Genomic DNA, 19,739 nt, shown 5'->3' on the forward strand with positions numbered 1-19,739 from the left:
AATACCGTGCTCGAGTCGGAAACGGAGTTTCGGCGCGCGCGGCGCATCCGAGTTCCGTCGTCAATTGACCGGCGAACCGGCGAGAGAAATCTCTTTCAAATAATTTCTACGTAATACCGGCCCGGCGGTAAAGTGGACCTTGGTACACGCAAAATAGTGCTGTGTACAAAAGTTCAATTCGCCGCACAAAGGCGGGAATTCCGCCGCGCCGTCACGGCAGCAGGCGGGCCCGCAGTGCGGCGCCGAACTTGCCGTAGGGATAGCCGCTCGGAGCCGGATCGCTCGCCTCGGTCAGCCGCGCTAGCTCGTCGGCGTCCAGGGTGAGGTCGGGCGCCGCCATGTTGGCTGCCACCTGTTCGCTGTTGCGGGCGCCGAGAACCACACAGCTGACCCCGGGCCGGGCGGTGACCCAGGCCAGGGCTACGACGGCGGGCGTCACATTCCTGGTGGCGGCGATATCGTGCAGGATCTTCAGCACCGCCCAGGTGCGGTCCTGCGCGACATGTGAGCTGTAGAGCGCCGCGACATAGTTGTCGTGCATCATTCCCCGGTCCAGCTGCGCACCGAAGCGGGAGTCCCGTGGACGTTCGTCGGTGGTGTACTTGCCGGTGAGCAACCCGCCGGACAGCGGGGACCAGGCCAGCAGGCCCAGGCCGTTGGCCATACCGGCCGGAATGATCTCCCATTCCACCTCGCGGCACAGCAGGCTGTACTGCGCCTGATACACCACCGGCCCGATCAGACCGAGGGTTTTCGCCAGGTCGACGGCCTTCTGCAGCTGCCAGCCGGTGAAATTGGACAGCCCGATGTACTGGATCTTGCCCTGGCGCACCGCGTTGTCCAGGAAGGACAGCGTCTCCTCCAAGGGGGTCAGGGGATCCCACGCGTGCACCTGGTAGAGCGGGATGGAATCGAGCCCGAGTTTGGTGAGCGAGGTGTCGAGCGCCCGGGTGAGGTTGTGCCTGGTGTTGCCCCACTCGTTCATCGCGGCGGTCGTGGTGTACCCGCCGCCCTTGGTCGCGATGAGGACGCGGGCACGGATCTCGGCGGGTTGCCTGCCCAGCCAGCGCCCGACGATCTCCTCGGCGCGCCCGCCGGTGTAGCCGTCGGCGGTGTCGATCAGCAGCCCGCCGGAATCCACGAATACGTCCAGCGCGCGGCCGGCTTCGGCTTCGTCGGTGGAATCGCCGAAAGTCGCGGTGCCGAGCGCGAACATCGACGTGCCGACGCCGCTGGCGCCGAGTAGTACCTGCTTCATCTATTACCACCTCGCTGGCCTCTGGTCCCGAGCAAGCGTTTTCATCCTTGCCTACCCGTCGGGCGCAGTTGAATTGAACTTTCGTACACGGACGGGCGGAAAATGCACGAAGGTTCAATTCACACTCGGGTTTCGGTGCGGTACGAACGAATTGATGTGCAGCGCACCTTCCACGGGATTCGAGGATGGGAATGTCCGATAAAGTGCCGGAAGTCGACTACGATCACCATTCGGCCGAGTACGCCCGTGATCCATGGGCCGCAAACATTGCATTGAATAGCCGAACGCCGGTGGCGTACAGCGGCCGGCACGGTGGTTTCTGGCTGGTGACCGGATACCAGCAGGTATCGCAGGTGGCGCATCAGCCGCAGCTGTTCTCCTCGGCGCACGAGCTGCCGAACACCCCGGGCAGGCCGCAGGGGACCGTGGTACCCGCCTCCTCCTTCCGCGGGCTGCCGCTCGAGCTCGACCCGCCCGAATTCCTGGAGTGGCGCAAGGCGTTGAACGTCTTCTTCTCGCCGCAGGCGGCCCGGCGGCTGCGCCCCCGCATCCAGCGGTACGCCACCTGGTGCCTCGATCAGCACATCGAAAGCGGCGCGATCGATCTCGTGCTGGATCTGGCGAATCCGGTGCCCGCGCTGGTCACGCTGGATATCGTCGGGCTGCCGATGGACGACTGGCGGTTGTACGCCGACGTCGTGCACGCACTGGTGTACACGCCACCGGGCACACCGGAATTCGCGCGGGTCGAGGCGGGTTTCGCGCAGCTCATCGAGACCGTGCGCGAGCTGATCCCGAAGCGGCGTGCCGAGCCCGGCGACGATTTGCTGAGCTTCCTGACCCAGCTCGAGATCGACGGCGCCAAGATCTCCGACGAGGACATCGTCGCGGTGTGCAATGCGGTGATCCCCGGCGGAGTCGACACCACGACGGCGCTGCTCGCCTCGACACTGGACTACCTCGAGCACAACCGGAAGGCCCGGCAGCTGCTGATCGATGCGCCGGAGCGGATTCCCGCGTCCTGCGACGAATTCCTGCGGTACTACACCCCGGTCATGGGTGTCGGCCGCACCGCGACGGCGGACACCGAGATCGACGGCTGCCCGGTGGCAAAGGGCGAGCGGATCCTATTGTCTTGGGCCGCAGCGAATCTGGATGCGAAGGTCTTCCCGGATCCCGATGTCATCGATCTGGATCGCGATGCGCGCAAACAGGCCGCGTTCGGTATCGGCATCCACCGCTGCATCGGACGCCACATCGCCCGAATGGATTTCGAGGTTGTCATCGGTGAGGTGCTGCGCCGCATACCGGACTACCGGATCGATGGGGCCCAGAAGTACCCCACGGTCGGGCAGATCAACGGCTTCGTGCGGATGCCCGCGTACTTCACCCCGGGACCCCGCATCGGCACGGAGACGGGCGGCGTCGCCGCGCCGCCGATCCTGCCGGACTGATCCGAGACGAGGAAAAACCATGACACAGCAGCAAAGAACGCTGCGCCTCGGCGCATGTATCGATGGGCCGGGCGGCCATATCGCCGCTTGGCGGCATCCGCGGACCCCGGCCGACGCGCAGCTGGATTTCGAGTTCCACCGCCGCAATGCCGAAACGCTCGAAAGTGCCGTATTCGACTGCCTTTTCGTCGCCGACGTGGTCGCGCTGTGGGGCACGGATGTGGAGCATCTGAGCCGGACCGCCCGCAACGAGCACCTCGAGCCGCTCGCCCTGCTGTCGGCCTACGCCGCGACGACCGAGCACCTCGGGCTGGTCGCGACGGCGACCACCACCTACAACGAACCCTATGATCTCGCACGGAAATTCGCGTCGCTCGAGCACATCAGCGGTGGCCGGGCGGGCTGGAATGTGGTGACCTCCGCCGCGCCCTGGGAGTCGCGCAACTTCGGTTTCCCCGAGCATATGGAGCACGATCTGCGCTATGCGCGGGCGGACGAGTTCGTCTCGGTGACGAATCGGCTGTGGACATCGGGCGACGAGCCGATCGAACACAGCGGGCGGTTCTTCGATGTTCGCGGTCCGCTCAACATCGCGCCCCTGCCGCAGGGGCGACCCGTGATCTTCCAGGCCGGCGCGTCCCCGGTCGGCCGCGCGTTCGCGGCCCGGCACGGCGAGGTGCTCTTCACCCGGCACCCGCGGCTGTCCGACGCACAGGAGTTCTACGCCGACATGAAGGCGCGTGCCGCCGCGAATGGTCGCGGCCCCAACACAATTCAGATCTGGCCCGGATTGCAGCCGATCGTCGCGAGCACCGAGGCCGAGGCGCGGGACCGGCTGCGGGAGTTGCAGGAGCTGATGCCGGATATCGTCGCGCTGCGCGCGCTGCAGGCTCAACTGGGTGAGGTGGACTTGACCGACTACCCGCTGGACGGGCCGGTGCCCGACCTCCCCGTCACGAACAATTCGCGCAGCACCGCCCAGCGCTGGATCGACCTCGCGCACCGGGAGAAGCTGACCCTGCGCCAGCTGTCCCTGCGCACGGCGGGCGATGTCGTCGCGGGCACCCCCGAGCAGATCGCCGACCATATGGAGACCATGTTCAGCCAAGGCGCCGCCGACGGGTTCCTCATCGACTTCCCTTGTCTGCCTGCATCATTGGACGACTTCGTCGAGCAGGTCGTGCCGGAGCTGCGGCGCAGGGGGCTGGTGCGCACGTCCTATGTCGACGGCACCCTGCGGGACAATCTCGGCCTCGCCGAATCGACACTGGCAGGTGCCCGATGACCACGGTGCTCTTCGCCCAACTGACCACCGCGGGAGGTGGCGGCGGCAACGGCCGCACCACCTTCGCTCACGTCCGCGATTGGGCGCGCGCCGCGCAACGCGCGGGCATCGACGCCCTGCTGTTCGACGACCGCCAAAGCCGGCAACCGGCCGGGCCAGGCGCCTTCGAGGCCGGGACTTTGGCGGCCGCGCTGGCCGCCGCGACCGACGGCATCGGACTGGTGTCGTCGATCTCGACCGAACATCTCGCGCCGTACCACGTGGCCCGGTTGCTCGCCACGATCGACTATCTCAGCGGCGGACGTGCGGGATGGGAAATGAGCACACCCGGCGACAGCGCCGACACCGCCAACTATCACGCGGGCGCCCCGGCGGCAGTCGATCGGCAGCTTGCTCGCGCCGAGGAATTCGCCGATGTCGTCGCCGGGCTGTGGGACAGCTTCGACGACGACGCATTCCTGCGCGACCGCGAATCCGGCGTCTACTTCCTGCCGGAGCGGCTGCATACGCTCGGCCACAAGGGTGAATATTTCGACGTGGCGGGCCCGCTCAATATCGCCCGCCCGCCGCAGGGGCATCCGGTGCTGGTACGCCGGGCCGACAGCGCCGAGGCCGCCGCGCTCGCGGGCCGGGTCGCCGACGTCGCCATCGTGCCGATCGATCGGGCCGACGAGGTGCGCGAGATCGGGGATGCGGTGACCGAGGCGGCGCTCGGCGCCGGTCGGCGGCGCGGCGACGTACTGATCCTGGCGGAGCGGTCGGCGGCCACCCCGGTGGACGAGCTGCTGCGAGAGCCCGTCGACGGATTCAGTTTGCTTGCCGCACAGCAGGATTCGGCAGAGAAGGCGTACGCCGACATATTGGCGACCGCCATCGCCGTGCGCGACCGATCGGCGCAGGCGGCGGGCCGGACACTGCGGGAGCGGCTCGGCCTACCCCGCCCACTCAGCAGATGGACCGCGGCATGACGGCCACCCGACCACATCGGACAGGAGCGAACCACAGATGAGCGCATATCCGGATCTGCGCGGAAAGGTCGCCGTGGTCACCGGCGGCGCCTCCGGCATCGGAAAAGGCACCGCCCGGCAACTCGTCGCCGAGGGGATGCGGGTGATCATCGCCGATATCGAGCGCGACGCCCTGGAGCGGACCGCGGCGGAGATCGGCGCGGTCGGTATCCCCACCGACGTCAGCGACCTGGACAGCGTGCGGGCACTCGCCCGGGCGGCGACCGATCGGTTCGGCGCCGTGCACGTCGTCTTCAACAATGCCGGTGTCGGGCCGATCGGGCGGATCGCCGATCTCACCATCGAGGACTGGCAGTGGATGCTCGGCGTGAACCTCTTCGGCGTCATCCACGGCGTGCAAACCTTCCTGCCGATCCTGAAGGCCAACGCGGACGGCGGCCACATCGTGAACACCGCATCGATATTCGGTCTGTTCTCCCAACCGCCGCTGGCCGCGTACGCCGTCAGCAAGTACGGGGTGGTCGCGCTCACCGAGGCGCTGGCCGGCGAGCTCGAACAGGACGGTTCGAAGGTCGGGGCGACCGTATTGTGTTCGGCCACAGTGCAAACCAATGTCGCGACGAGCACCCGCAATCGGCCGCAGCGCTATGCGGGCGGCGGGCTGACCGATTTCCGGATGACCGAGGAGGAATACCGCTCGCAGCGGTGGCTGCAACCCGATGAGGTCGGCGCGCTGGTGGTCGATGCCATCAAAAACGGTGACCTGTACGCCGTGACCCATGCGGAGTGGTACGGACCGATCGAGCAGCGGCACCGGGAGATCGCCGCCGCCTTCGCGCGGGCCGGTTCGACCTCATAGAGAAAGGGGCGCGGCTTCGAACGGCGGCCGCGCCCCTTCTATATATTCGTCGCAGAAAAATGCCGGGCCGCGACGGTAGCGCGACCCGGCAACTGTCAGCGGCGAGTGGCGGTGATGAACAAATAGCCGTTCTCCGGCGTGGCGGCCGCCCGGCGCATGAAATCGGTGAACGAGTCGAGTTCCTGTTCGGTGGCGTGCCGCAGGAATTCGGCGCGCTTCTTTTCGACGGTTTTGGCCAGCACGATTCCGGTGCGATTTACCTTGTCGGTGATATCCGTGATCTCGACATCGACGAAATCGTTGGCGGCCAGGTGTGCGCGATATTCGTCGGCGGTACCGAGCGAATGGATTTTGTAGGTGCTGCGAATATGGTCGAGCACGATCTTGCCCTCCGGGCCGACGGGCCCGCGCTCGACGACGTCGGCGATCGCCAGCCGTCCGCCCGAGCGCAGCACGCGGGCGGCCTCGGCCAGCACCTGGCCGCGGTCGGGCATATGCAACATCGATTCCAGTGCCCAGGCGAGATCGAAGGAATCGTCCGGGAACGGCATCTTCATCGCATCGGCCAACCGGAATTCGGCGCGGTCGGCGATGCCGAGTTCGGCGACCCGGGCCTGCGCCTGCTCGGCCTGCAGCTTGCTGATGGTGATCCCGACGACGGATACGCCCTTGGTGCGGGCCAGGCGCAGCGTCGGATTGCCGTTGCCGCAACCGATATCGAGCATGTGCTGGCCGGGTTGCGCGTTCAGGCCCGCGATCATCAGGTCGGTGAGCCGATCCGTCGCGGCCTCGATGGGACCGTCCTCGTCGGTGCTGTTCTCCCAGTAGCCGTAGTGCAGGTTCGCCCCCCACAGCTCATCGATCTTGCCCTCCAGACTGAACTTGTCGGTTCCGTCGTAGAAGCTGGCCACATCATCCGTGCTGACTGTCATCAGGTCTCTTCCCGTTCGGTTGCGGATTCTTCTCGAGGGTCGTCCAGAAGTGCGATGGCGGCATTCGGGCAGAGCTGGACGACCTTTCGCACCGTGTCGGCGCGCGCCGGATCGGGTTCGGGATCGATGACCACGACCCGCCCGTCCGCTCCGGAGTCGAAGATGTCGGGGGCCGTGCGCAGGCAGTGCCCGACGCCGATGCAGCGGTCCCGGTCCGCGGAGATATGCATGCGGGCGCTCACCAGACGACGGGGAATTCGTCCAGGCCGAAGATCGCGGCGTCGTATTTGAACGACAGGTCCTCGACCTGCGCGTCCAGCCGAAGCGTCGGCACGCGCCGGAACAGCGTCTCGTAGGAGGTCTCGAGCCAGGCCCGGGCCAGGTTCTGGCCGATGCACTGGTGGACGCCGTATCCGAAGGCGAGGTGGTTGCCCGCGCTGCGGTGGATATCGAATTCGCCGGCCCGGGGGAAGGCTCGTTCGTCGTGATTCGCCGAGGCGCACAGCGCGAAGACGGCGTCGCCCGCCCGGATGACCTGGTCACCGACCTCGATATCGGCGAGGGCGATGCGGGCGAAGGTCGGTCCGTCGGCGATCGAGTGGTAGCGCAGCAATTCCTCCACCGCACCGGGCCACAGCGTCGGATCGGCACGCAGTTCGGCGAGCTGCCCGGGATGCCGCAGCAGGGTGAGCGTGCCGAGCATGATCATGTTCGACGTCGTCTCGTGCGCGGCGATCAGCAACTGCAGGACCATGCCGACGGCCTCGTTGTGGTTGATCTCGCCCGTCAGGACCCGCTGGGTGACCAGCCTGCCGATGAGGTCGTCGCCGGGATCCCGCTCGGCCCGGCTGATCACCGCGTCCGTGTAGGCCCGCAGCTCCGCGACCGGGGCCAGCATGTCCTCGGATGCCTCGATCTTGCGGGTCCGCACCCGGGACTGGAAGAACTTGTGATCCTCGTACGGAATGCCGAGGAGTTGGCAGATGCCCAGCGACGCGACCGGCAGCGCGAACGCCTCGGCCAGATCGGCGCGGGAACCGTTCGAGAGCATGGTGTCCAGCAGCTCGTCGATCATGGTCTGAATGCCGGCCCGCAGCGCCTTGATGCGCTTGAAGCTGAACTCGGGGATCAGCATGCGCCGGTAGAAATCGTGCCGCGGCGAATCCATATTGAAGAACTCGCCCTCGAACAGCTGATAGCGTTCGGCATCCGGATCCGAGGTCAGCTCCGGGAAGCCGGGCCGGGTGATATCGGTACTGATCCGCGGATGGGCCAGTACTCGCTGCACCTCGTCGTACCGGGTCACCACCCACGCCGACTGTCCGCTCGGCAGCACCACGCGAGCGAGTGGTCCCTTTTCCCGGAGCTCGGCGTATTCCGCTGACGGAGCGAACGGACATCGACGCCGCATCGGAAAACCGCGAACCGCCTGATTTTCATCGAACGTCGTCATTGCGCTGTCTCCGGTAACTCTGCAACGGATGTCGACATGCTCGCAGTCTTGCGCAGGTCGACGGCGCATTAGAAGTGAACCTTCGTACATTAAACCTTTGTGCGATGCACGAAGGTTCACTTTACGGCGGGTCCCGAGCGCGTTTAGAAATAGCTAGTTCATGCCCAGGAATGACGGGAGAATCGACGTGACCCGATCGGACGTCGTTGATCAGCGCTATGTTACGCAGTTCAGGGAGGACGGTTTCACGCACATTCCGAATGTGCTCACCCCGGAGGAAGTAGCGCACTACCGGGAGGCCGCGCTGGAGGCGATCGAGCGCGAGGGCATGGTGGCCGGAATGGGTATGAAGGTCGGCCGGACGGCGGTCCGGACCACCAAGGACGCGTTCCGCAACAATCCGGCGCTACGCGCCCTCGCCCGTCACCCCCGGGTCGGCGCGATCGCCGAACAGCTGTCCGGTCTCTCGCTGCGGGTGTGGGGCGGCGAAACCCTCGTCAAGTCCCCGGGCGACGAACTGCCCACCATGTGGCACGACGATCTGACGCTCGCGCCGCTGGAGGGCCGGATCCTGCTGAACGCGTGGATCGCGCTGGTGGACGTCCCGGTCGAGCGCGGCTGCATGACCTTCATCCCCGGTTCGCATCGGCGGCCGGAGCCGTTCCGCGCTCCGCTGGCCGCGGCGCAGGAGAATCCGGATTCCTATCTGTTCGACACCTATCCGCAGCTCGCCTGGGAACGGCGGGTCACCGTTCCGCTGCGCGCCGGTGATGCCACCTTCCATCAGTGGCGGACCGGACACACCGCGGGCGGCAACACCTCCGACGGCGACCGCGTCGCCTTCATCACCACCTACACCGACGCCGAGTCGACCTACCGGCCGCATCCGGGCCACCAGTGGGCGGACCTGGAGGCCGGCCAGCTGCCGCCCGACGACATCTACCCGCGGGTTGCCGAGTTCGCTTGAGCACGAACAAGTTCGACGAGGGAGCGCAGTGAAGCACGCGGTCGTGACGGGGGCGACCAACGGGATCGGCGAGGCGATCGCACGTGGCCTCGCCGGACCCGGCCGGATGGTAACGCTGGTGGGCCGCAGCGATTCTCGGCTCCGCGCGGCTCGGGATCGGATCGCCGCGGAGGTGCCCGGCGCCGAACTCGCCTTGGCGCGGGCCGATTTCGCCGAACTGGACGAGGTGCGCGGTCTCGCCGAAGGACTGTCGGCCGGGCCGCCACCGGATGTCGTGGTCAGCAATGCCGCCGTGGTGGCGCCCGTGGACCGCATGACGTCCGCCGGTCTGCCCCGGATGCTGACCATCAACTATCTCGCGCCGTATCTGCTCTTGCGGACCCTGTCCGCGATGGTGGATCACGCCAGGTTGATCATCATCGGCTCGGACCCGGTCCTGCTGGCGCACGAGCCGGTCGATCTGGACGACATCATCTGCGCCGACCCCGAACGCCTCGGCGAGCACACCGGCCTGTGGCCGTACTACGGGTATGCGCGCAGCAAGAATATGAATACGATGTTCGCCCATGCCCTCGCCCGGCGGCTGGACGGCACCGGCGTCACCGTCAATGTCTGTCACCCCGGCACGATTGCCGGTACGGGGCTCGGCACGGAGGCGCCGGGGCTCGGCCCGATCATCGTGCGGGCACACCGCGACGGGATTCTGCCGCAGCCCGGTCCGCAGCCCGGTGTCGGGCGTTGGGAGCATGGTCGGTCCGATCCCGCGGAGCTGCCAGGTCCCGAGGTCGGCGCGCGGACACCCATCTGGTTGGCCGTCTCGCCCGAGCTGGACGGGATAACCGGCCGCTTCTATGCCGGCCGCACTCCGGTCGAGCCCGCGCCCCACACCACCGATCCCGAACGCTGCGAACGACTTTGGCGAGAGACCGCCGCACTGGTCGGCCTCGCTCCGTGAAAGACCTTGTCGCTCAGGTGGACCGGCCCCAAAGTCCCCCGCTGATCTCGGCCGGGGCAGCCAGTGACGTTCAGGGTCGAACGGGCGGAAATCGGCGGCGATGTGACCTATGAGCCGGGGCAGAGCCGGATGCTGGTTGCGCCGGTGCCACAGCATGGAGTGCGGATAGCCGGGGGTCGGGTCGACGATCAGGATCTGGCAGATGTCGGGATGCCAAGGGACGCGCAATCGTTCGCCGGAGAACATGTAGACATCGGGTGATCCGGCGATCTCGTCGAGCGTGTGATCCAAGCCGAAGTTCGGTCCATCGGCATCGATGGTGAGCCCGAAGGCTTGGGCGAGATCGTCGTAGAACTGCGCCCATTCGCTGCCCGGCTCGTTGCCGGGCATCCGGGCGATCGAATTCCCGAGATCGGCGAGCTGGATTCGGCGCTGGTCGGCCAGCGGGTGTTTGCGGCCCACCAGAATATGCAGCGGTTCGAGATACGCGGGCATATGTTCGATGGCGGGATCCAGCGCACCGACCACCCGCGCGAAGGCGACATCGATCGTGCCGTCGATCAACGCGGACCGCCCGCTGCGCAGTCCGCTGGACGTCACGACGTCGATCTCCACATCCTGATGGATCTCGTGGAACGTCCTGACCAGTTCGGTGGCCGTGAGGCGGGTGCCGAGCACGTCGACGCGCAGCGGACGATTGCGCCCCCGCAGTGAGGCGGTGGCTTGATCGGCCAGCGCGATGAGGGCTCGGGCCTGGGGGAGGAAGGCGAGTCCGTCCTCGGTGAGTGTGTTCCCCTGCCGGGATCGGCGGAACAGCGTTGTGCCCAATGCGGTTTCCAGCTTCGAGATTCGCTTGGAGATCGCCTGCTGGGTCAGCCCCAACTGGTCCGCGGCCTCGCTGAAGTGCAGGCGGTCGGCGATGGTGATGAAGGCGCGGACCGCACCTAGGTCCAGCTCCAAACCTGCTCCTCTCACAACAGTTGGCTGTCGGGCCGGATGCACCGGTTGTTGGACAGGGGACGCGTCATCGAGTCAAATGTTCAACCAGGACGACAGTACAAGAAGGAGTGCGCACCGGAGCCTCGGCCCCAGCGATCCCGTCGTATGAGGAGGCGGAGATTTTACATTCAAGTATGAATGGAATTCCGTCGCGATCGATGTCGGCTATCTCGACGAGCCACCTCGATCGGTGGTCGCGCGCCCGGGTGCCTGTGTACGAGAGTCGTTGGCGTATACCGGCATCGGCGGGAGTGGAGCAGGGGAAGATTCCGACTGCTCTGTGGCGCAAAACTTTTCCGTTCGGTGGTATTGAATCGATCAGGCATCGGAGCGTGATCGTTGTTGTGGCAGTGGCGTTTTCGTCGACCGAGACGTGCGCCGAGCTGGGATTCGATACCTGTTCCAAGGTTCCGGCTGGAACAAACTTTCAGGTACGGTAACATCATCGATAGATAGGATGTTGTTTAGTCGGATCGCCTGGAAAAAGGGGGTTTTGCGAGTCTGAGTCGGCTGAGAGCCTCCGATCATGGATTCTCCGTGGACATCTCGATCTCCGCTACCCGCATGGGAATCGTATTGCCTTTGTGGGCACGAGATGTCGCTTCGGCGGAATGTGATGCGCGCTCTCGGATATGGGGAAGACGGCCGGGTATGGTAAAGCCCGCGGCAGCCATGGGAAGAAAGATTTGATGTCTGAAGAGCTTGGGCAGGGAAATCTGGTTCGGCAAGATTGCTCGACCGAGGATACTCCTCCGACATGGCACAACGAGACGGCGCGGGCAGCATTGTTGTCGTCTCGGGAGATTCAAGTGTTCTGGTTGCTTGGGAATGGGCAGTCGAACCGGGCCATTGCCGGTCGATTGCAGATCACCGAACGTACGGTAAAAGCGCACGTGGCACGAATCATGGCAAAGCTCGGTGTCGAATCACGTTTGCAGGCCGGGCTGGTCTCGTACGCCTATCAGCTTGCGAGACAAGATGATAGCGTGCGCAGTGTGCTGGGACGAGGGTGTTCGTGTCCCTATATGCCGAATCACCTCGAATCGGCGATCTGCTGAGTACGGCCCCGTCTCGGCGCGGTGGTCGTCCAACGGACCAGCGCGCCGAGACGGAATCTCATGCCGACTGATCTCGACTCGCCTCGGTCGTGTCGACGATAAGTGCGGCAATGCAGTTGGCGTTGCGGAAATTTCGAACGTTGACGCTGGATTGGTGCACGGCGCAGTCGAATTCCGAGCGGATGAAGCTGATCAGCTCCGCCGTGTTCACCGAGTTGAGGATGCCCCAGTCGAGTAGCGGGGTTTCGCCGTCCAGGTTGCTGGCCGGGTCGTCATCGAGAAACCGTTCCCGGATGAAAGCCAATAGTCGTTCGGTCAGTTCGACCTGCGTCATGTTGTACTCCTTGTGCTTTCGGCAGGGGGCACCGTTCGGTGCCCGCGTTCGGATGCCGCGAGGAGCGCGGCGCGGTCGGTCTTTCCGGTCCGTGTTCTGGGCAGCGACGGCACGAGGTGCACCTCGTCCGGGATCATGTAGCGCGGCAACCTTTCCGCGCTGTGACGCTTGATCTCCAGCACGCTGAGTCGCTGGTCCGGATGCGCCACCACGAATGCGGCGAGCCGGGCGTCGATACCCGTACCACGCACCGCCGCAACGGCTTCCGCCACGGCGGGGTGCGCGAGGAGCGTGGCCTCCACCTCCCCGAGCTCGACCCGGTGGCCTCGAATCTTGAGCAGCTGATCCCGCCGCCCGAGATAGTCGAAGGAGCCGTCCTCGCGCACCCGCACCACATCCCCGGTCCGGTAGTCCCCGCGCTGCGGATCCTGCCCCCAGTAGCCCAGCATCACGGTCGGTCCCGCGACGATCAGCTCACCTTCTTCGCCCGATTCGGCCACCACACCGTCGGGGCGCTCGGCCCAGACCTTGTCGCCGCAGGTGGCCTGACCGATCGGTGCCGGCCGGTCACGCAGCAGATCGGCATCGGTCACCTCGTGCGCGGTGCACACGTTCGTCTCCGTCGGCCCGTACAGGTTCAGCAGCCGCGCTCCGGTCCATGCCCGTAGCCGGCGAACGTGTCCGATGGGGAACGGCTCGCCCGCGAAGAGTACGGCGCGCAGCGACGGCGGGGCCGGGGCGTCGAGCAGTCCGCCGTCGCGCATCATCAGCATGAGAACCGAGGGAACCGAATACCAGACGGTGATCCGCTGCTCGCGCAGAAACTCGGCGAGTTGCACTGGGGCATAGGCGAGTTCGGCGGGGATCAGATGAACCGAGGCCCCGGTGGCGAACGCCGCGTAGAGGTCGAGCACCGATAGGTCGAAGGTCAGCGGCGCGTGGTTGGCGAACCTGTCGTCCGGCCCGGCGTCCAACATCGTGACGGCCCACTCCACAAAGGCGCGGGCATTTCCGTGGCTGATGCAGACACCCTTGGGCGCTCCCGTCGAGCCCGATGTGTAGAGGATGTAGGCCAGGTCGTCGGGGTCGGTGTCGACGATCTCGGCACGGGGTGCGGACGAGGGGACCGACGGATCGAGCCATCCCGTATCCGGGGGAAGATCCGCGACGGGCGAGCGCGTGGAACACACCGCCGCGGCGGCGCAGTCCGCGGCGAGCGCCGCCACCCGGCTCGGCGGAGTTGTGCCGTCGACGGGCACGTAGGCCGCGCCGAGGCGCAGTACGGCCTGCATCGCGGCAATTGCGATGGGGGACTTGTCTTCCCACACGATTACCCGATCACCCCGGCCGACGCCCAGCCGCGCCAACGCATCGGCGGCGCCTGCCGCGGTCCGGACGAGTTCCGCATAGCTCAACTCACCCAGTGGCCCCGCGAGGGCCAACCGATCCGGATACCGATCGGCCGCGTCGAGAAGTAGTCGATGCAGACTCACAGGCCCATCTCCCGGGCAATGATGTCGCGCTGAATCTCGTTGGTCCCGGAGAACAGTCGCGCCGGAACGGAATCCCGCAGATACCGCTCGACCCCGCCCTCGACCAGATATCCCGCCGAGCCGAAGATCTGAATGGCGTCGAGGCTGTTGGCCACCGCGGCCTCGGAAACCGTGACCTTGGACAGCGCGGCTGCGGCGGCTTGCTCCGGATGCCCCTGGTCGATGAGCCAACACGCCCGGTACACCAACAGCCGGGCGGCCTCGAGCCGCTGCTTCATCGTCGCGATGCGATGCGATACGGCCTGGAACCTGGCGATGGGCCGACCGAACTGCCGTCGCCGTCGCGCATGCGCGACACAGCGGTCGAGCTGATCGTCCATCATCCCGATATAGGTGGCGAACAGGCAGGCGCGCTCCCAGGTCATGGCGTGCGCGAAGATCGCCGAACCCTGGCCCTCGTCGCCGAGTAGATAGTCCGCGGGCACCTGGCTGTCCTGGAATTCCACCCGTCCGGCCAGACATCCGTCCAATCCCATTTTGCGGAAGGGCGAGCCGAGCCGGATGCCGCTGCGGTCGGACGGGATCGCGAATGCGGAGATGCCGAGGAATCCGCCGTCGGGGGCCGTGGACGCGTACGTCACGAGGACGTCGGCGACCGGTCCGTTACTGACGAACGATTTCTCCCCGGCGATCACATACGAGTCGTCCTCGCGGCGCGCGGTCACCGCGAGGCGACCGGTGTCGGAACCCGCATCGTCCTCGGTAATGGCGTTGGCCGCCGTCAGATCGCCCGCGGCGAGTCCCGGCAGCAGCTCCCCGCGCAGGCGTTCGGAGCCGAAATCCCGGATGGCTACGGCGCCGGCCAGGAGGTGGGCCGAGACCGCGAAGACGAGCCCGGTGTCGGGACACCCCCGGCCGAATGCCTCTAGGCAGAGTGCCGTGTCCAGCGCGCCGAAACCGCTGCCGCCGTACTCGGCAGGGATGCACAACCCGGTGAATCCGAGGGTCGCGGCGGTCTTCCACTTGTCGGCGGCGGACGCTTCGCCGTCCGTCAGCCGGTCCCGTGTCTTGTCGAGCAACTCCTCGTATCGTTCGAGCTGCGCGGCGGTCGGTGCAAAATCCATCTATGTCCTCGAAACAAGGTAGCCGGTAAAGCCTGCCCGAACATTTCCCCAGGTGGAATTCCGCCGATGTCGGCCTGCTTGCATTCTCATGCCATGGTGATCTTGCATTCAATAGAACTTTTGGACATGAACCTTTGGGCAAGTGCGATGGTTCAATTTACGCGGGGCGGCACAGGGTCTAGGAATTGACTGGAGTGAGCCATGAGCGTCGTATACGCGCGCTCGGTAAGAAAGCAGGTGCGTGCGCAGTGAGTAATATATTTCTATCCGGAATCGGTTCTGTGCTACCGGAGGCCGTACCGGTCGACGAGGCTCTCGCGGCCGGTGCCTGGACGAAACGCGACGCCGCCGATACCCAACAACTCGCGGTTACCATTGCGTCGAGCGAACAGTATTCTCCCGATATGGCGGTGGACGCGGCGCGTCAGGCGCTCGGGCGGGCGCGGCTTTCTCCCGCGAAAATCGGCCTCGCATTACATTGCATGATGCTCACGCCCGGTGGCCGCCTCTGGCACGGTGCGCCCTATGTGCACCGGCGGCTCGGCGCACTGGCCGGCCGGTGTCTGGCCAGCGACCTGGATGCCGGATGTGATGGCGCCCTGGTGGCACTCGAGTTGGCGGCCGCATATCTCGCGGGCCGAAACGATGACGAACTCGCCCTCATTACCGCGGGTGATTGCTGGCGGGAACACGAGGTCGATCGCTGGCGGACGTCCAGTAATCCATTCGGTGACGGCGCCGCGGCGGTCGTCGTTTCGCGTGCGGCCGGATTCGCGCGTATTGCCGGTATTGCGTCACGCAGCGATCCCGAATTGGAGCCGATCGGTCGCGGTCTGAACCCCTTTTCGCCCGAGCGCGAGAAACTCACCGGCCCGGTATATCTGCGCACGCGGCACGAGGAAATCGTGGATGGTGAACGTATCTGGCAGGTGGTGGCCGATGACGTCCGGTCGGTGGTCGATTCGGCGACCGAACAAGCCGGTATCCGCCTCGGTGATATCGACCACGTCGTATGCCCATTCCTGGGATTACAACTGACCATGCAGCAATTTCTCACGCCGCTATCGCTCGACTCGAGCATCACGCCATGGGAGCTCTCGCGCCGGGTGGGGCATATCGGCCCGGCGGACCCGTTGGTCGGCCTGGACCACCTGGTCAACGTCGAACGCGTCGACTGGCGCTACATTCTCCTGCTCGCCCACGGGCTCGGCGGAACGACAACCGCGGTAGTCCTCGAATCCACCGGAGCCTGACCACCGTCGCCTCGTCGGTTCCGCAAGTGCGGCAATATCATTCGTGATGTGCGGCTGGTTACCCGGCGGCGCGATCGTCACCGAACAATGGAAGTTGCCCGGTCGAGGAGTGCCCGCCGATCCTGCGCAGGCAGCGCGCGCACGTCACGTCCGCACGGGTCGGCTCCAGCGCTGCGGGGGACCATCCGGCGACGCCGGTGTGGCACAGCAACTCCGGAACCACTTCACCCCCGACCCACTCAGTGAAACCGACCGCGTGCACGGTGCGCCCGGCCCGCACGACCGCGTGAACACCCGGGTCGCCGAACCGGGCCCGCGCGGAGGCAGCCAGGGGAGCAATGTCGGTCATATGCCCAACGATAGGGGCAGCGACCGACACCCAGCACCAGGACTGTCGGAGAACTGACTAGATATCGCCCTGTCGAATTCGCCTTCCTACTTTGTAGGGCGGGCTGGTGGAACCGGCCTGCTGTCAACTGAAGGACGAGTCCGCGAGACGCGGACACCGGCGTTCGGCGAGGCACGGAATAATTGCCTCCCTTTTGATCGGTGACCGCGACTGGTCGCACGGCTGTAGAAGTCCATTGCATCAGGGTCCTGCAGGAGGACGAGTGCGGTCGGGGTGGCGATGACGAGCGCAAGCCAGAGGGTGGCTGTCATCGCTGCCCCCCTCGTCGGCAGAACGCGGGGTCGCGGGTACCCGGTTCCGGGCCCGCGGTATGGCCGCGCAGGGTGGCTTTGCCGGTGGCGTTGCGTGGGATTCGGTCGACCCAGGTGAAGGTTTTGGGGACTTTGTAGCGTTCCAGCGTGGTGCGCAGGTGCAGTTTGAGTTCGTCCGGGCTGGGGCGTGCGCTGCCGGGAGTTTGTTCGAGGTAGGCGGTTAATACTTGCCCATATTCATCGTCGGGGACTCCGATGACTGTGGCGTCGGTGACAGCGGGATGGGTCAGTAGTGCATTGGTGACTTCGGTGGGGAAAATGTTCTCGCCACCGGAGATGATCATGTCGTCTGCGCGTCCATCGATGTAGAGGCGGCCATGCTCGTCGAGGTGGCCCAGGTCGCCGGTATTGAGGTAGCCGTCGACGATTTCCTCGGCGGGTGTGCCCGCGGCGTCGGGAACGTAGCCCGTGTAGCTGATTCCGCCGCGGACGAAGATTGTTCCGACTACACCCGGTTCGCAGTCGGTTCGATCGGTTCTGAGTATTCGCAGGCGCAGGCCGAGAACGGGGGTACCGACGGTGGCGGGGTTGTCGGCGAGTTGGTTGGGTTCGGCGAGGGAGATGACTCCGGCTTCGGTGGATCCGTACCCGTTCACCAGGATGGGCCCGAACGTGTGCTGGAAGGCGGCGACGACAGCGGCGGGTACCGTTGCTCCTCCGGTGACCGCCAGGCGCAGTGTGGTCGTGCATAGGTCGGAGCCGCCGACGGCGAGCAGGCGCTGGAGCATCACCGGAACCCCGGCGAGCACGCTCACACGGTGAGCGTCGATGTCATGAAGGGTTCGGCGGGCGTCGAATCGTTTGCGGCACACCACCGTCGACCCGGTGCCGAGGGTGGCCAGCAGGCTGAGCAGCCCGAACCCGTGGAAGAACGGGGTCGCGATGAGGGTGACGTCGCCGCTGCGTAATCGCATGGCCGCCATGGCGGAGAGTCCGAGACCGGTCGTGCCGGCCGGTAGCGGGGCCCGGGACACACTTTTGGCCAGTCCGGTGGTGCCCGAGGTCAGCATCGTGAGCGTGGTTTCACCACGTACCCGCCGGGTGCGACGGCCACGTCCCGAGGCTGCCAGCCAGTCCAATGTCCGTGTCGCGTGCTCGGTGGGGCGGGCGGTGTCGAAGACGATCCGCCCTGAGTAGTCGGCGAGCGCTGCGGCATATTCCCGGTCGGCGATCAACAGATCCGGGCTGTACTGGTCGAGGATCCGATTCAGTTGTGCCGCAGGCATTTCGGTATTGATCAGCACGGTGTCGGCGCCGAGTTGCCCGGCGACGACGAGTCCTTCGATGAAACTGCGATGGTTGCGGCACAGCACCGCCACCGATCGCGGTGTGCGGCCGCGGCCGGCGAGAGCGGCGGTGATCGCCTCGCACCGCTGCTGCAACTGCCGGTAGGTCAGTGACCCCCGCTCATCGATGACGGCAGTCCGCCGCGGATACCGGGCGGCGGACACGGCGACAAGGGTTGCCGGTGAACGTCCGTAGCGTCGCCATGCGCGGGCCATGCGTGCCGCGGTCACCGGTCCGACTGGACGCAGCAAACCCGACATCAGCAGGTGGCGCAGGGCGGTGGCGGTGGTGCGGATGGCGGCGTTCATCGCACCAGCTCCAACCCTGACCGGCGGATACCGGTCAGCCCGGCCAGTTCTGCTTCCTCGGTGTCGCCGTGGTGTCGGTGGATATGTTCGAGTAGCCGTTCGATCGGGACCGGTGCCAGCGCCGCGCCGATCCGGCTGACACGTCCGTACATCGGGGCCAGTACGCGTGGCCGGTGCACCAGTGCGTAGGCGATGATCTGTGCGGCCTGGTCGGGGGTATGCCCGGGCAGCCGCCGCATCCAGGCGCTCGGCGCGCTCATCCTGGTATGCATCAGTCCCGCATACACCGTGGTCAACCCCACTCCGTCCGTCCGGGATTCCATCGCCACCGACCGCATCCAGGTATCGAATCCGGCCTTGGATGCCAGGTAGAACGCCCACTTCGGTGCCACCGGGAACAACACACCCACGGTGGAGACGTTCACGATGTGGCCGCGCCCGCGCGCCCGCATGGACGGCAGCAGGTCCAGCGTCAGACGCATCGGACCGAGCATGTTCGCGCCAATGGTGGCGTCGAGGTCTTTGGGCCGGTCGTAGGACAGATGGATCGACCGGCGCAGCGATTTGCCTGCGTTGTGGATCAGGTAATCGACATGTCCGTGCTCGCCGAGTACCCGGGATGCGAAGTGGGCCACGCTCGCCGCATCAGCGAGGTCGAGCCGATAGGTGAAGGCCTCGCCGCCGGTCGCTTCGATATCCGCCGCCACTTCACCCAGCCTGCCCTCGCTGCGTGCGGCCAGCACGACCGTCGCGCCGGCACTGCCGAGCAACCGGGCCGTCGCCGCACCCAAACCGTAGGAGGCGCCGGTGATCACCACGATCTTGCCCGCGACCGCCCGCTGCAACGCTGCCGCATCGGCCGACCGATGTGGGCCGACGATCCGCATCACCAACGCCGAAACACGCTCCGGCGTCCACCTCGTCGCGTTCGTCATTGGCATCCTCCGGTTTCGAATCCGTACTCGGGCGAGAACACAGCGATGAACTATGACATCTGTCATATATCGTTGATTCGTGGATTGCCGTAGTCAA

General features: G+C 66.0%; 18 protein-coding genes and 1 pseudogene. 8 read left to right on the forward strand and 11 right to left on the reverse strand.

Annotated features, from left to right (window positions below; all coding sequences use genetic code 11):
- Positions 1-211: 211 nt before the first annotated feature.
- On the reverse strand, positions 212-1,258 hold the full coding sequence (locus tag F5544_RS12860; protein ID WP_167473412.1) for an aldo/keto reductase: 1,047 nt from the start codon (positions 1,256-1,258) through the stop codon (positions 212-214).
- A 290-nt stretch (positions 1,259-1,548) separates the two neighbouring features.
- Between F5544_RS12860 and F5544_RS12865 the strand changes: the two genes are divergently transcribed.
- Genes F5544_RS12865 through F5544_RS12880 form a run of 4 tightly spaced genes read left to right on the forward strand, consistent with a single transcriptional unit; the run spans position 1,549 to position 5,824 of the window.
- Positions 1,549-2,712, forward strand: a complete 1,164-nt coding sequence (locus F5544_RS12865; protein WP_238847215.1) for a cytochrome P450 — start codon at positions 1,549-1,551, stop codon at positions 2,710-2,712.
- 19 nt (positions 2,713-2,731) lie between these two features.
- Positions 2,732-3,997, forward strand: coding sequence for an LLM class flavin-dependent oxidoreductase (locus F5544_RS12870; RefSeq protein WP_167473414.1), 1,266 nt, complete (start codon positions 2,732-2,734; stop codon positions 3,995-3,997).
- Complete coding sequence (locus F5544_RS12875; protein WP_167473415.1) at positions 3,994-4,965, forward strand: LLM class flavin-dependent oxidoreductase; 972 nt, start codon at positions 3,994-3,996, stop codon at positions 4,963-4,965. The genes F5544_RS12870 and F5544_RS12875 overlap by 4 nt, the downstream gene beginning before the upstream one ends.
- Before the next feature lie 37 nt (positions 4,966-5,002).
- Positions 5,003-5,824 carry an SDR family NAD(P)-dependent oxidoreductase gene (locus F5544_RS12880; protein WP_167473416.1) on the forward strand — a complete coding sequence of 274 codons (822 nt, stop codon included), beginning with the start codon at positions 5,003-5,005 and terminating at the stop codon, positions 5,822-5,824.
- A gap of 95 nt (positions 5,825-5,919) precedes the next feature.
- Here F5544_RS12880 and F5544_RS12885 read toward each other — a convergent pair whose 3' ends face one another.
- From F5544_RS12885 to F5544_RS12895, 3 genes are read right to left on the reverse strand one after another with little or no spacing between them, the layout of a single operon-like run.
- Positions 5,920-6,756, reverse strand: a complete 837-nt coding sequence (locus F5544_RS12885; protein ID WP_167473417.1) for an SAM-dependent methyltransferase — start codon at positions 6,754-6,756, stop codon at positions 5,920-5,922.
- Positions 6,756-6,986, reverse strand: coding sequence for a ferredoxin (locus F5544_RS12890; protein WP_167473418.1), 231 nt, complete (start codon positions 6,984-6,986; stop codon positions 6,756-6,758). The genes F5544_RS12885 and F5544_RS12890 overlap by 1 nt, the downstream gene beginning before the upstream one ends.
- Before the next feature lie 8 nt (positions 6,987-6,994).
- Positions 6,995-8,095, reverse strand: coding sequence for a cytochrome P450 (locus F5544_RS12895; protein WP_203217546.1), 1,101 nt, complete (start codon positions 8,093-8,095; stop codon positions 6,995-6,997).
- A 301-nt stretch (positions 8,096-8,396) separates the two neighbouring features.
- Between F5544_RS12895 and F5544_RS45940 the strand changes: the two genes are divergently transcribed.
- Together F5544_RS45940 and F5544_RS12900 are read left to right on the forward strand one after the other, a co-directional pair.
- Positions 8,397-9,176 (forward strand): phytanoyl-CoA dioxygenase family protein, encoded by a 780-nt coding sequence (locus F5544_RS45940; protein WP_203217547.1) that lies wholly within the window; start codon positions 8,397-8,399, stop codon positions 9,174-9,176.
- A gap of 28 nt (positions 9,177-9,204) precedes the next feature.
- Complete coding sequence (locus F5544_RS12900) at positions 9,205-10,131, forward strand: SDR family NAD(P)-dependent oxidoreductase (protein WP_203217548.1); 927 nt, start codon at positions 9,205-9,207, stop codon at positions 10,129-10,131.
- 153 nt (positions 10,132-10,284) lie between these two features.
- Here the strand turns inward: F5544_RS12900 and F5544_RS47500 are convergent.
- Positions 10,285-11,133: pseudogene (locus F5544_RS47500) on the reverse strand (LysR family transcriptional regulator); the annotation flags it as partial.
- Positions 11,134-11,762: 629 nt separating this feature from the next.
- On the opposite strand from F5544_RS47500, the gene F5544_RS12910 reads away from it, so the two are divergent.
- Complete coding sequence (locus tag F5544_RS12910; protein ID WP_167473420.1) at positions 11,763-12,188, forward strand: response regulator transcription factor; 426 nt, start codon at positions 11,763-11,765, stop codon at positions 12,186-12,188.
- A gap of 58 nt (positions 12,189-12,246) precedes the next feature.
- Here the strand turns inward: F5544_RS12910 and F5544_RS12915 are convergent, their stop codons facing one another.
- Genes F5544_RS12915 through F5544_RS45945 form a run of 3 tightly spaced genes read right to left on the reverse strand, consistent with a single transcriptional unit; the run spans position 12,247 to position 15,139 of the window.
- On the reverse strand, positions 12,247-12,522 hold the full coding sequence (locus F5544_RS12915; protein WP_167473421.1) for an acyl carrier protein: 276 nt from the start codon (positions 12,520-12,522) through the stop codon (positions 12,247-12,249).
- The gene (locus tag F5544_RS12920) at positions 12,519-14,015 is read right to left on the reverse strand and encodes an amino acid adenylation domain-containing protein (protein WP_167473422.1); all 1,497 of its coding nucleotides are present in this window, start codon (positions 14,013-14,015) and stop codon (positions 12,519-12,521) included. The genes F5544_RS12915 and F5544_RS12920 overlap by 4 nt, the downstream gene beginning before the upstream one ends.
- Entirely contained in the window at positions 14,012-15,139 is a 1,128-nt protein-coding gene (locus F5544_RS45945; RefSeq protein ID WP_167473423.1) for an acyl-CoA dehydrogenase family protein, read from the reverse strand. The genes F5544_RS12920 and F5544_RS45945 overlap by 4 nt, the downstream gene beginning before the upstream one ends.
- Before the next feature lie 404 nt (positions 15,140-15,543).
- On the opposite strand from F5544_RS45945, the gene F5544_RS12930 reads away from it, so the two are divergent.
- A complete protein-coding gene (locus F5544_RS12930; RefSeq protein ID WP_167473424.1) occupies positions 15,544-16,392 on the forward strand; it encodes a 3-oxoacyl-[acyl-carrier-protein] synthase III C-terminal domain-containing protein in 849 nt (282 codons plus the stop codon).
- A 58-nt stretch (positions 16,393-16,450) separates the two neighbouring features.
- Here the strand turns inward: F5544_RS12930 and F5544_RS12935 are convergent, their stop codons facing one another.
- The 3 genes from F5544_RS12935 to F5544_RS12945 all read right to left on the reverse strand — a co-directional run bounded on the left by F5544_RS12935 (position 16,451) and on the right by F5544_RS12945 (position 19,642).
- Positions 16,451-16,741: a hypothetical protein gene (locus tag F5544_RS12935; protein WP_167473425.1), complete on the reverse strand. Its 291-nt coding sequence runs from the start codon at positions 16,739-16,741 to the stop codon at positions 16,451-16,453.
- Positions 16,742-17,048: 307 nt separating this feature from the next.
- Entirely contained in the window at positions 17,049-18,707 is a 1,659-nt protein-coding gene (locus F5544_RS12940) for an AMP-binding protein (protein ID WP_238847217.1), read from the reverse strand.
- The gene (locus F5544_RS12945) at positions 18,704-19,642 is read right to left on the reverse strand and encodes an SDR family NAD(P)-dependent oxidoreductase (RefSeq protein WP_167473426.1); all 939 of its coding nucleotides are present in this window, start codon (positions 19,640-19,642) and stop codon (positions 18,704-18,706) included. Before F5544_RS12945 ends, F5544_RS12940 begins: the two co-directional genes overlap by 4 nt.
- Positions 19,643-19,739 lie beyond the last annotated feature (97 nt).

The organism is Nocardia arthritidis, from assembly GCF_011801145.1.
In the GTDB taxonomy this organism is placed as follows: domain Bacteria; phylum Actinomycetota; class Actinomycetes; order Mycobacteriales; family Mycobacteriaceae; genus Nocardia; species Nocardia arthritidis_A.